Genomic DNA, 12,343 nt, shown 5'->3' on the forward strand with positions numbered 1-12,343 from the left:
AAGGAGCGTTTCATGCATGCCATGGTGCTGCACGCGGTCGGTCGCCCGCTGGTCATGACCGACCTGCCCGAGCCGCGGCCGGAACCGCAGCAGGTTCTGGTCAAGGTCGCCGCCTGCGGGGTCTGCCGCACCGATCTGCATGTGGTCGACGGCGAGCTGACGCAGCCGAAACTGCCCCTGGTGCCGGGTCACGAGATCGTCGGGCGGGTGGTCGCGCTCGGCCGCGACGTGCGCGACCTTGCCATTGGCGACCGCGTCGGCATTCCCTGGCTCGGCTGGAGCTGTGGTGCCTGCGAATATTGCCGTGCCGGTCAGGAGAATCTCTGCGCCGAAGCGCGCTTCACCGGTTACCAGATCGATGGCGGCTATGCCGACCGCGTGCTGGCCGATCATCGCTACTGCTTCCGGCTGCCCGGGGGCATGAGTGATGTCGAGGCGGCCCCCTTGCTCTGCGCCGGCCTGATCGGCTACCGCGCCTACCGCATGGCCGGGCCGGGGCGCCGACTGGGCCTCTATGGCTTCGGCGCCGCTGCCCATATCCTGATCCAGGTGGCGATGGCGCAGGGCCGCTCGGTTTATGCCTTCACCCGGCCGGGTGACGATGCGGCGCAGGCCTTCGCCCGCGAACTCGGTGCCGTCTGGGCCGGACCTTCCGATGCAGCGCCGCCGGAGCCGCTCGATGCTGCCATCCTCTTCGCCCCGGTCGGTGCCCTGGTGCCGGTGGCCCTGCAGGCCGTGCGGCGCGGCGGCACCGTGATCTGCGCCGGCATCCATATGAGCGACATCCCGCGTTTTCCCTACGACCTGCTGTGGGGCGAGCGCAGCTTGAAATCGGTGGCCAACCTGACCCGACAGGATGCTGTCGAGTTCCTCGATCTGATGCCAGGGATTCCGGTGCGCACCCACCCGGTGCCCTATCCGCTGGCCGAGGCCAACCGGGCCCTTGACGATCTGCGCGCCGGCCGACTGCAGGGTGCTGCCGTGCTGGTCCCCGGAGAGTGACGCAGAGAGCGCGCCATAATATCGCCGCCTCGCCCGGGCAATATTGCGGGGCCGTACCGGATCGCGCAGAATTGCCGCCAAATTCAGGAGGATCTCCCCATGACCCATCTCAAGCATGCCGATCTGCTGCGCCGCCAGGCCTATATCGATGGCGCCTGGGTCGGCGCCGACAGCGGCAGGACCTTCCCGGTGACCAACCCCGCCGATGGCAGCTTGATCGCCGAAGTGCCCGATATGGGGCGTGCCGAGGCGAAGCGGGCGATTGCCGCCGCCGAAGCCGCCTGGCCGGCCTGGGCGGCGCTGACCGCCAAGCAGCGCGCCACCATCCTGCGCAAATGGTTCGACCTGATGATGCAGCACCAGGACGATCTGGCCGCCCTGATGGTGCTGGAACAGGGCAAGCCGCTGGCCGAGGCGAAGGGCGAGGTGGCCTATGGCGCCAGCTTCGTCGAATGGTTCGCCGAGGAGGCCAAGCGCATCTACGGCGACGTCATCCCCGGCCATGCGCCGGACAAGCGCATCGTGGTGCTGAAGCAGCCGGTTGGCGTGGTTGCTGCGATCACGCCGTGGAATTTCCCGATCGCCATGATCACCCGCAAATGCGCCCCGGCGCTGGCCGCCGGCTGCCCGGTGGTGATCAAGCCGGCGGAAGACACCCCGCTCTGTGCGCTGGCGCTGGCCCGGCTGGCAGAAGAGGCTGGCATGCCGAAGGGTGTGTTGAATATCGTGACCTCCTCGCAGGGTCCCGAGGTCGGCCTCGAGCTGACCACCAATCCCACGGTGCGCAAGGTCTCGTTCACCGGCTCTACCGAGGTCGGCAAGATCCTGATGCGCCAGAGCGCCGACACGCTGAAAAAGCTGTCGCTGGAACTTGGCGGCAACGCGCCGTTCATCGTGTTCGACGATGCCGATCTCGATGCCGCCGTGGCTGGCGCAATGATCTCGAAGTACCGCAACACCGGCCAGACCTGCGTCTGCACCAACCGTTTTTTTGTGCAAGACAGCGTCTACGATGCCTTTGCCGCCAAGCTGGTCGAGGCGACCAAGAAGCTGAAGACAGGCCCGGGTTTCGACGATGGCGTCAGCCAGGGGCCGCTGATCAACCAGGATGCGCTGGACAAGGTCGAGCGACTGGTGGCAGACGCCAAGGCCAGGGGCGCAAAGGTGCTGCTGGGCGGCGGCCGCGATCAGCACGGCGGCACCTTCTATCAGCCGAGCGTGATCGGCGACGCCACCATGGCGATGGAAGCCTCGCAGGAGGAAATCTTCGGCCCGGTCGCCATGCTCTACCGTTTCAAGGATGAAGCGGAGGCGATCAAACTTGCCAATGACACGCCCTACGGGCTCGCCGCCTATTTCTACAGCCGCGATATTGCCCGCGTCTGGCGGGTCGCCGAAAAGCTGCAATACGGCATGGTCGGCATCAACGAAGGCCTGATTTCCACGGCGGAAGCACCCTTCGGCGGCGTCAAGGAGTCCGGCATGGGTCGAGAGGGCTCCAAATACGGCATCGATAGCTTCATCGAGATCAAATACCTCTGCCTCGGCGGCATCGCCTGAGCCGGCCGGCATCTTCGCAATTCATTGGAGTGGTCCTATAGTGGGTATACAGAGCAGGTGAAACCTGCCTGTTTCCCCTGTCGTGCCCGGGCCGTGCGAGGATTGTGATGACCGAGCGTTGCGATGTTGTGATTGTCGGTGGCGGCATTGCCGGCGCCGGTGCCGGTTATGCCCTGGCGCGCGAAGGCCGCAAGGTCGTGCTGCTGGAACGCGAGAGCCAGCCCGGCTACCACACCACCGGCCGTTCGGCGGCCCTGTTCGCCGAGACCTACGGCAACGCGCCGATCCGTGCGCTCACGGTTGCCAGCCGCGATTTCCTGATGCACCCGCCGGCCGGTTTCACGGAAGGACCGATCCTGACCCCGCGCGGCGCCCTGCATGCCGGCACGGCGGAGCAGGCCGGCGAACTCGATCACAATTGCAGCGAGATGCGCCGGCTGGTGCCTTCGGTGCGGCGGCTGTCGCCGGCCGAGGTGCTGGAGCGCATGCCGGTCATGCGCCCGGAGGCGGCAGCCGGCGGCGGGCTGCTGGAGCCCGACGCCATGGATATCGATGTGCATGCCCTGCATCGCGGGTTCCTGAAGGGTATGACGGCGGCCGGCGGCCGCATCGTCACCGAGGCCGAGGTCACGGGCATAGCCCGCCCGGCGGCCGACTGGACCGTGGAAACCCGGCAAGGCATTTTCTCGGCGCCAGTGCTGATCAACGCCGCCGGGGCCTGGGCAGACGTGGTGGCGGCGCTGGCCGGGGTGGCGCCGGTGAGCCTGAAGCCCAAGCGCCGTACGGCAGTCACCTTCGACCCGCCGGCTGGCACCGATATTCGCGACTGGCCCACCCTGGTGGCGGCCGACGAATCCTTCTACTTCAAGCCCGATGCCGGCCGGCTGCTGCTGTCGCCCTGCGACGAGACCGACAGCGATCCCTGCGATGCCCAGCCCGACGAAATGGACATCGCCATTGCCGTCGACCGGCTGCAGACGGCCACCACCCTGGAGGTGCGCCGGCTGGCCGCCCGCTGGGCCGGCCTGCGCAGCTTTGTCGCCGACCGCACCATCGTCTGCGGCTTCGATGCGGCGGCGTCGGGCTTTTTCTGGCTCGCCGCCCAGGGCGGCTACGGTATCCAGACCTCGGCGGCGATGAGCCGGGTGTCAGGGGGCCTTGCGCTCGGCCGGGGTCTGCCCGACGATGTGGCAGCCCTCGGCGTGACCGAGGCCGATCTCAGCCCGGCGAGACTGCGGTAGGCCCTGCAATGAATGCCCCCTTTGCCACCGTCGACAAGTCCAAAGGTGACAAGCCGGAAACCGGCTACAGCGCCTGCCCGCATGACTGCCCGTCGACCTGCGCGCTGGAAATCGACCTGCTGCCGGAGGGCCGTATCGGCAGGGTGCGTGGCGCGCCCGGCAACAGCTACACCGCCGGGGTGATCTGCGCCAAGGTCGCCCGTTATGCCGAGCGCGCCAACCATCCGGACCGCCTGCTGCATCCGCTGCTGCGCACCGGCCCGAAAGGCTCGGGCCAGTACACGCAAATCTCCTGGGCCGAGGCGCTCGACCGTACCGCCGAGGCCTTCCTGAAGGCGGAAGCGCAACACGGCAGCGAGGCGGTCTGGCCCTATTACTATGCCGGCACCATGGGCCTGGTGCAGCGCGACGGCATCCATCGCCTGCGCCATGCCAAGCGCTATTCCGGCATGCATTCCACCATCTGCGTGACGCTGGCCCGTGCCGGCTTCATTGCCGGAACCGGGTCGCTGCGCGGCCCCGATCCGCGCGAGATGGCCAAAAGCGACTGCGTGGTGATCTGGGGCACCAATGCGGTGCATACCCAGGTCAACGTGATGACCCACGCGATCCGCGCCCGCAAGGACCGCGGTGCGAAGATCGTGGTGGTTGATCCCTATCGCAATGCGACCGCCGAGCAGGCCGACCTGCACCTGATGCTGCGCCCGGGCACCGATGGCGCACTGGCCTGTGCGGTGATGCATGTGCTGTTCCGCGACGGCCAAGCCGACCGTGCCTATCTGGCGCAATACACGGACGGCGCCGAGGCACTGGAGCACCATCTGCGGGATCGCGGCCCGGCCTGGGCGGCGCCGATCACCGGGCTTGGCGAAAACGAGATCACTGCCTTCGCGCATCTTCTGGCTGAACGCAAGCGACATTTCCTGCGGCTCGGCTACGGCTTTTCGCGCAGCCGCAATGGCGCGGTCAACATGCATGCCGCCGCCAGCATCGCCTGTGTCACCGGCGCCTGGCGGCATGAGGGCGGTGGCGCCTTCCACAACAGTGGCGCCATCTTCAACTGGAACAAGACGCTGATCGAGGGCCTCGACGTGCTCGATCCGAAAATCCGCATGCTCGACCAGTCGCAGATCGGTGCGGTTCTGTGCGGGGATGCCGCGGCACTGAAGAACGGTCCGCCGGTCACCGCGCTGCTGATCCAGAACACCAACCCGGTGGAAGTGGCGCCGGATTCCAACCGGGTGAAACAGGGGTTCCTGCGCGCTGACCTGTTCACCTGCGTGCACGAGCAGTTCATGACCGCGACGGCGAAAATGGCCGACATCGTGCTGCCGGCCACCATGTTCACCGAGCATGACGACATTTATCAGGCTGGCGGCCAGCAGAGCATCCTGCTGGGGCCGAAGCTGGTCGAGGCCCCGGGCGAGGCGCGCGAGAATCATTACGTGATTGCCGAGCTGGCAAGGCGTGTCGGAGCGCAGCATCCGGGCTTTGACATGACGGCGCTGGAGATCGCCGATGTGACGCTCAAGGCATCCGGCTGGCCGGATGCCGAGACCCTGCGGGAAAAGCGCTGGATCGACTGCCAGCCGGATTTCCGCACCAGCCATTTCCTCGACGGCTTCGGCTGGCCCGGCGGCAAATACCGCCTGGCGCCGGACTGGGCCGCCATGGGGCCGGATGTCGCCGGCATGCCGGCGCTGCCGGATCACTGGACCAGCATCGAGGCGGCGAGTGAGGCTTTGCCGTTCCGCCTGGTCACCGCGCCGGCCCGCAACTTCCTCAATACCACGTTTACCGAGACGCCGACCTCGGCCGGCCGCGAACAGCAGCCGACCGCCTTCATCCATCCGGAGGATGCGGCCGGCCTCGATATTGCCGACGGCGCTGCCGTGCGGCTCGGCAACGACCGCGGCACCGTGAAGCTGCATGCCAGACTGTTCGATGGCGTGCGGCGCGGCGTGGTGATCGTCGAGAGCATCTGGCCGCATGTCGCCTTCGAGGAAGGCATCGGCGTCAATGCGCTGACCGGCGCGGATGCGGCCCAGCCCAATGGTGGCGCTGCCTTCCACGACACCGCGATCTGGGTGCGCCCGGCCTGAATGACGGCGGCCTGATTATCCCCGACGTAATCGCGGGGCCGGGATGAGTCGGTCATCCTGTCTGCACGGCACATCCCGGTGCCATTCGCCAGACAGGAGAGAGCCATGACCACCCCCGCCGATCTCGCCGAACGCTATATCGCCATGTGGAACGAAACCGCCGCCGGCCGCCGCCGTGCGCTGATCGCCGGCCTGTGGGCTGAGGATGCGATCTATGTCGATCCGCTGATGCGGGACGAGGGCGTGGCCGGCATCGACGCCATGGTTGCCGGCGCCCAGCAGAAATTTCCGGGGCTGGTCTTCAGCCTGGCCGGCAGGGCCGAGGCGGTCGCCGACAGAATGCGCCTGTCCTGGCACCTCGGGCCGGCCGGCGGCGATGCCATTGCCGGCGGCACCGACTTTGCCAGCATCGCTGGCGGCCGGCTCGCCGCCATGACCGGCTTCATTGACTTCGCGCCGGCGGGCCTCGCCGGCTAGCGATCTTTCAGCAGGCCGACCAGATCGTCGAAAATATAGGCACCCGTCGCGATCACCGACGGGTGCCGGTAATTCTCGCTGCCATAGCTGAGCGGCCGGCCGGCCGCGGTGGAAACCCGCCCGCCGGCTTCGGTGACGACCAGTTCGGCAGCGGCAACATCCCAGTCGCTCTTTTCGCTCAGGCTGATCGCCGCATCGAATTTGCCGTTGGCGACCAGCGCCATGCGATAGGCGATGGAATTGCGATAGGCGAAGTCGGCCTTGGCCGTGCGGGCCAGCCAGCCATGGCGCTCGAAGGTGCGCCGGCTGGCCAGAAAACGCGCCTCGTTGAGGTCGGCATGGCCGGAGGCATGAATTGTCTTGCCGTTCAGCCGGGTGCCGCCAGCGGCGGCCGCCTCGAAGAACTCGTTGGTGGCCGGATTGAAAATGGCGCCAAGCACCGGACGGTCGTCTTCCATCAGGGCGACACAAACGGTGAATTCCGGCTTGCCCTCGATGAAGGCGCGGGTACCATCGATGGGATCGATGATCCAGCGGTGCCGGCTGCTGCGCTGTTCCTTGCCGCTTTCCTCGCTGAGCCAGCTGTAATCCGGCCGGGCCGCCGTCAGGCGGTCGTGCAGCATCTGGTCGACCGCGATATCGGCTTCCGACACCGGATCGTTGGGCTTTTTGTGCCATGACTTCACGCCGCCCTGGAAGAACCGCAGGGCCATCACGCCGGCGTCGCGCACCGCGCCGATCAGAAGTTCATGGTCATCGCGCAGGGCGGCAGGGACCGACATGACACGGCCGGTTCAGCGACCGGCGACGGTCATGCCGTCGACCCGGATGGTCGGCGCATCGGTGCCAAAGCGGAATTCCAGGTCGCTCGCCGGCGTCAGATGCATGAACATCTCTTTCAGGTTGCCGGCAATGGTAATCTCGGAGACCGGCTCGGCCAGCTTGCCGTCACGGATCAGGAAGCCGGCGGCGCCGCGGCTGTAATCGCCGGTGATGCCGTTGACACCCATGCCGATCAGTTCGGTGACATAGACGCCTTCCTTGATGTCGGCCATCAGTTCGGCGGGCGACTGTTTGCCCGGCGTCAGGTAGATGTTGGTCGGCGACGGCGACGGTGGCGACGACATGCCGCGCGACGCATGGCCGGTGCTGGTCATCTTGAGCTGCCGTGCGGTGGCGCAGTCGAGGAACCAGGTGGTCAGACGGCCGTCCTCGATGATGTCGCGGGTCTGGCGGGCGACGCCCTCCATATCGAACCAGCGCGAGCGGAAGCCACGGCGGCGCAGCGGGTCATCGACGATGCGGATGCCCGGTGCGAAGACCACCTGGCCGAGTTTGTCCTTCAGGAAAGAAGTGCCGCGCGCCACGGCGGCGCCGTTGACGGCTGAGGCGAGATGGCCGACCAGCGAGGTGGCGACGCGTGGATCGAACACGATCGGCATGGCGCCGCTGTCGAGCTTGCGGGGGTTGAGCCGCTTCACCGCGCGCTCGCCGGCCTTGCGGCCGATCTGGGCCGGGTCAGGCAGTTCGTCGAAATGGGTTTTGGCTTCGTAGTCCCAGTCCCGCTCCATGCCGGTGTCCTTGCCGGCGATGGCGGCGGCCGAAATGCTGTGCGATCCGCTCCAGCCGGCACCGTTGAAACCCAGCGTGTTGGCATAGACCGACAGGCCGAAGGAGCGACCGGCCGAGCCGCCCTCGGAATTGGTGATGCCCGGAACCGCCAGCGCGGCGGCCTCGGCTGCCTTGGCGCGTTCCAGCAGTTGTGGCATCTCCAGTTCGACGCCGTCGAACAGGTCGAGGTCGACCGGCTGGGTTGCCATCTGGTCGGCATCGGGCAGCCCGCAATAGGCATCTTCCGGGGCGGCGCGGGCCATGCTGACGGCGCGCTCGACCAGGTCGCGCTGGGCGGCGGGGGTGAAATCGGTGGTGGAGACGCAGGCCTGGCGGCGGCCGACCAGCACCCGCAGGCCGAGATCGCGGCTTTCCGAACTTTCGACATCCTCGGGCTGGCCAAGGCGGACCCCGGCACTCAGCGACCGCGATTCATGGTAGATCGCATCGGCGGATTCCGCGCCCGCCTTGCGGGCGGCGGCGATCAGGTCGGCAAGCAGGGTCTGTGCTTCGGAAGCGCGCTGGCGGGGGTCTGACATGATCGGGTTCGGCGGCTCGCTGCAGGAGGAAGGCGGGGATCGGCATTATCGCCCATCCCCTATGACATATAAGGAATAAAGCCGCCAAGGCAACCAAGCGGCCGGCCTATCCGGCCGTCCGGTTAACGCTGCGGAACACGAATGCGTCAGTGGATGGTCGGCTGCTGCGGCTGTGCGCCGGCATCCCCGGTCACGCCGGCCTGCGGCAGCACCCAGACGGCCATGCGATCGCGCAGGCCGCGGATCGCCTGGGCTTTCAGCATCACCATGTCGCGGAGGATGCCGGGGTCGCCACGGGTTTCGGCGGTCAGCTTGTCGATGAAGCCCTGGCTGAGGCAGACCTGCGCCTTCAGGTCGCGCGTCATCTGTTCGAGGCGATGGGCGATATTCACGGTTTCGCCGATCAGGGCGTATTCGACGCGGCTTTCGTCGCCGATGTTGCCGAGCGTCAGCGGGCCGTAATGCAGGCCGATGGCGAGCTGCAATACTGGCTGTCCCTGCTGCTGGCGCCGGGTATTCAGCGCTTCTATGCCATGCAGCATGGTGCGGGCCGCCTGCAGGGCGGCCGAGGCGTCATGTGGCCCGGATTCCGGCGTGCCGAAGGAGGCCATGATGCCGTCGCCGAGATACTTGTCGAGGGTGCCGCGGCTGTCGGCCACCGCACGGGACAGGCAGCCATGGACGTCGCGCAGCATGGCCACCGTCTCGGCCGGCGGCCGATGATCGGAAATCCGGGTAAAGCCGACGAGATCGGCGAACATCACGACCGCGTCGAGCTGTTTGACCTGGCCCAGCGTGTCGTCCATCTGCGCGATCTGCGCGGCGATATGCGGCGAGAAGTGGCGCGACAGGTTGCGGCGCGCCCGTTCGGCCTCGACCTGGCGCGCGGCAAGGTGGCGCGAACGGATCACGCTGACGGTCATCAGCAGGCCGATCATCGCCAGCAGGATCAGGCGGGGCGTGAATTCGCCAAGCCGTACCGACCATGGATCGAGGATGTAGCGGGTGCGCTCGGCGGCATCCATCGTGGCGAGATTGTCGAAGCTGTAGCCGAGATGGACGCCGGGCTGCCACAGGATGAACAGAGTGCCGGCGGTCCAGGCGACGATGGCGGCCACGGTCGAGAAGAACACGATGCGGGCCGACTGGCCGAGACCGGACAGAACCAGGAACAGCACGACGTAGAGGATCGTATCGAAGCCAAGTTGCATCGGCGGTGGCAACGGATACGGGTCGAACGGATTGGGCAGCACGATGCCGGCGACCAGCACCGTCATGTCGATCATGGGGAAGGCCCAGTGCATCCACGGCCGTTCGCGGTCGGGCCGGCGCAGCCAGAGCTGCACCCAGCCGGACACCGCCAGAATGGCGAGATAGCAGTAAAGGCTCAGTGCCAGCGGCCAGCGCAGTTCCACCGTCAGCAGCACGGTGACGGCGGCCAGCACGAGGGTACGCAGGCTGATGGCGAGCCGCAGGGCCTGGTATTCTTCCTGCTGGATCGCTTGGGCAAGCCGGTGATCGGCGGCATCCGGCGAAGTTTTGTGCCCCTCGCCGCAAACCTGATCCCGCAGCAGCTGCCAGAGTTGCATGGCCATTCCCGTCCGGTCCCGGTTACCCGCCAGAGCCTAGTCCAATGCACCGGCCCCGGCGAGGGGCAGGCCGCGATTTGTGTGGCCGCTGTCACACTTGCCGGTGGACAGGAATACCTGAAATCCGCTCAGCGCACCGCGCCGGGGCCTGGTATGGCGCCGGGCGAGCATTTGCCGAGAATGATCATGCCCAGCACCTCGTTCTTGGTGATATCGGTGACCCGTGCCGAGCCGACCACGCGGCCGTTCTTCATCACGAAGACCCGGTCGGCCAGGTCGAAGACATCGTGGATATCATGGCTGATCAAGAAGATGCCGATGCCTTCGTTTTTCAGTTGCAGCACGAGGTCGGCGACCTGCTTCGTTTCGGCTGGGCCGAGCGCGGCGGTCGGCTCGTCCATGATCAGGATGCGGGCGTCGAAATGGATGGCCCTGGCGATGGCCACTGCTTGCCGCTGCCCCCCCGACAATGCCCGCACCGGCTCCTTGAAGCGGAGGAAATGCGGGTTGAGCCGGGCCATTACTTTGCGAGTCTGAGCCTCCATGGCGCCGTCATCGAGAGTGCCCCAGCGGGTGAGGATCTCCCGCCCGAGGAAGATATTCGCCGCGGCATCGACGTTATCGGCCAGCGCCAGCGTTTGGTAGATCGTTTCGATGCCGTGCTTCTTGGCGTCGGACGGATGGCCGATCTGGGCAGCCTCGCCATTGACGCGGATTTCCCCGCCATCGGGCCGGTAGGCGCCCGACAGGATCTTGATCAGGGTCGACTTGCCGGCGCCGTTATGGCCGAGCAGGCCGACCACCTCGCCGGAGAACAGGTCGATCGAGACGCCATCCACTGCCTTCACACCGCCGAAGGCGATGGAGATATCCCGCATCTCGACGAGCGGGACGGAACCGGTATCGGTCATCGCATATCCTCCCGGGCCCTATTTCATGCGCCGCCGGTACAGGCTGTCGATCCAGACGGCGACGATCAGCACGCAGCCGACGACGATGTTCTGCAGTGGGGTAGGCATGTCGAGCAGTAGCATACCCGATTGCAGCGAGCCCATGACGATGGCACCGAGCATGGCGCCGTAGATCGTGCCGGCACCGCCGGACAGCGATGTGCCGCCGATCACCGTGGCGGCAATGACATAGAGCTCATCGAAGGTGCCGGCCGCATTGGTGGCCGATTGCAGGCGCGCGGTGGAGATGCAGGCGGCGATGCCACACAGCAGGCCCATCAGGGTAAAAACCAGCATCTGGGTGCGGCGGGTGTTGATGCCGGACAGTTCGGCGGCTTCCGGGTTGCCGCCAATGGCGAAGACATAGCGCCCGAAGCGGGTCCGACGGGCTAGAAAGGTGACCACAATGCCGGTTCCCAGTGCGATCAACACCGGGATGGCATAGCCATGGGCAATGTCGATGCCGCCCTCGGGCCAGACTTGCCCCCTGGCTTCAACGATGCGGCGGGCGACGACCGGCGGCATGTCATAGGAATTGACGATCGCGGTCGCGCCGAGGATCGTGAAGGCAATGATCCCGCCAACAAAGGCCTCGGCCCAAGCCGGCCGGACCGAGAATCCATAAGCGATGCGCCGACGGCGGGATGCCTGCATCAGCGCGATGGCAAGAAGCGTGGCAAGAATGCCGACGATCCAGCTGGCCGTAGAGCCGATCGAGCCCTCGATGCCGCCGCCGATCATCTTGAAGCGGCCATCGATCGGGGCAACGGTCTGTCCCGCTGTCACCCACCAGGCGGCGCCACGCCAGATCAGCAGGCCACCGAGTGTGACGATGAAGGACGAAACGCCGAGATAGGCGATGATGAAGCCCTGCAAGGTACCAATCATGGCGCCGGCGGCCAGCCCGATGATCATGGTGACTTCCCAGGTCAGCGGGTTCTCGAAACCGAGGCCCAGCTGCTGTGGCAGCAGGCGAGCCTGCACCACGCCGACGATCATGCCGGTGAAGCCGAGCAACGAGCCGACCGACAGGTCGATGTTACGGGTGACGATCACCAGTACCATGCCGCAGGACATGGTGGCGATCGAGGCGGTCTGGACCGACAGGTTCCACAGGTTGCGCGGGGTAAGGAACAGTCCGTCGGAGAAATAGTTAAAGCCGATCCAGATCGTGCCCAGCGCGGCGATCATGCCGAGCAGGCGGATATCGATTTCCAGCTTGGCCAGAAACCCGCTCATGACTTATCCCCTGATGCGAACAGGCAAACGAAA

Annotated in this window: 10 protein-coding genes; 5 read left to right on the forward strand and 5 right to left on the reverse strand. The window is 66.5% G+C overall.

Features of this window, described 5'->3' with window-relative positions; all coding sequences use genetic code 11:
* The first annotated feature begins 12 nt into the window (after positions 1 to 12).
* The 5 genes from ACFOOQ_RS13530 to ACFOOQ_RS13550 all read left to right on the forward strand — a co-directional run bounded on the left by ACFOOQ_RS13530 (position 13) and on the right by ACFOOQ_RS13550 (position 6,382).
* Positions 13 to 1,002 carry a zinc-dependent alcohol dehydrogenase family protein gene (locus tag ACFOOQ_RS13530; protein WP_379727458.1) on the forward strand — a complete coding sequence of 330 codons (990 nt, stop codon included), beginning with the start codon at positions 13 to 15 and terminating at the stop codon, positions 1,000 to 1,002.
* Between the two features lie 99 nt (positions 1,003 to 1,101).
* Complete coding sequence (locus ACFOOQ_RS13535; protein ID WP_379727461.1) at positions 1,102 to 2,562, forward strand: NAD-dependent succinate-semialdehyde dehydrogenase; 1,461 nt, start codon at positions 1,102 to 1,104, stop codon at positions 2,560 to 2,562.
* A 107-nt stretch (positions 2,563 to 2,669) separates the two neighbouring features.
* Positions 2,670 to 3,803 carry an NAD(P)/FAD-dependent oxidoreductase gene (locus tag ACFOOQ_RS13540; protein ID WP_379727464.1) on the forward strand — a complete coding sequence of 378 codons (1,134 nt, stop codon included), beginning with the start codon at positions 2,670 to 2,672 and terminating at the stop codon, positions 3,801 to 3,803.
* An 8-nt stretch (positions 3,804 to 3,811) separates the two neighbouring features.
* Positions 3,812 to 5,905 (forward strand): molybdopterin-containing oxidoreductase family protein, encoded by a 2,094-nt coding sequence (locus ACFOOQ_RS13545; RefSeq protein ID WP_379727467.1) that lies wholly within the window; start codon positions 3,812 to 3,814, stop codon positions 5,903 to 5,905.
* A 105-nt stretch (positions 5,906 to 6,010) separates the two neighbouring features.
* Entirely contained in the window at positions 6,011 to 6,382 is a 372-nt protein-coding gene (locus ACFOOQ_RS13550; RefSeq protein ID WP_379727469.1) for a nuclear transport factor 2 family protein, read from the forward strand.
* Here the strand turns inward: ACFOOQ_RS13550 and ACFOOQ_RS13555 are convergent.
* The 5 genes from ACFOOQ_RS13555 to ACFOOQ_RS13575 all read right to left on the reverse strand — a co-directional run bounded on the left by ACFOOQ_RS13555 (position 6,379) and on the right by ACFOOQ_RS13575 (position 12,310).
* Positions 6,379 to 7,164: a 3'(2'),5'-bisphosphate nucleotidase CysQ gene (locus ACFOOQ_RS13555; RefSeq protein ID WP_379727472.1), complete on the reverse strand. Its 786-nt coding sequence runs from the start codon at positions 7,162 to 7,164 to the stop codon at positions 6,379 to 6,381. The genes ACFOOQ_RS13550 and ACFOOQ_RS13555 overlap by 4 nt on opposite strands.
* 12 nt (positions 7,165 to 7,176) lie before the next feature.
* Positions 7,177 to 8,532, reverse strand: coding sequence for a TldD/PmbA family protein (locus tag ACFOOQ_RS13560; RefSeq protein WP_379727475.1), 1,356 nt, complete (start codon positions 8,530 to 8,532; stop codon positions 7,177 to 7,179).
* 146 nt (positions 8,533 to 8,678) lie between these two features.
* On the reverse strand, positions 8,679 to 10,121 hold the full coding sequence (locus ACFOOQ_RS13565; RefSeq protein ID WP_379727478.1) for an adenylate/guanylate cyclase domain-containing protein: 1,443 nt from the start codon (positions 10,119 to 10,121) through the stop codon (positions 8,679 to 8,681).
* Between the two features lie 128 nt (positions 10,122 to 10,249).
* Positions 10,250 to 11,032 (reverse strand): ATP-binding cassette domain-containing protein, encoded by a 783-nt coding sequence (locus ACFOOQ_RS13570; protein ID WP_379727481.1) that lies wholly within the window; start codon positions 11,030 to 11,032, stop codon positions 10,250 to 10,252.
* 18 nt (positions 11,033 to 11,050) lie between these two features.
* A complete protein-coding gene (locus ACFOOQ_RS13575) occupies positions 11,051 to 12,310 on the reverse strand; it encodes a sugar ABC transporter permease (RefSeq protein ID WP_379727484.1) in 1,260 nt (419 codons plus the stop codon).
* Positions 12,311 to 12,343: the final 33 nt, after the last annotated feature.

It is taken from the genome of Ferrovibrio xuzhouensis (assembly GCF_042648965.1).
Taxonomy (GTDB): Bacteria; Pseudomonadota; Alphaproteobacteria; order Ferrovibrionales; family Ferrovibrionaceae; genus Ferrovibrio; species Ferrovibrio xuzhouensis.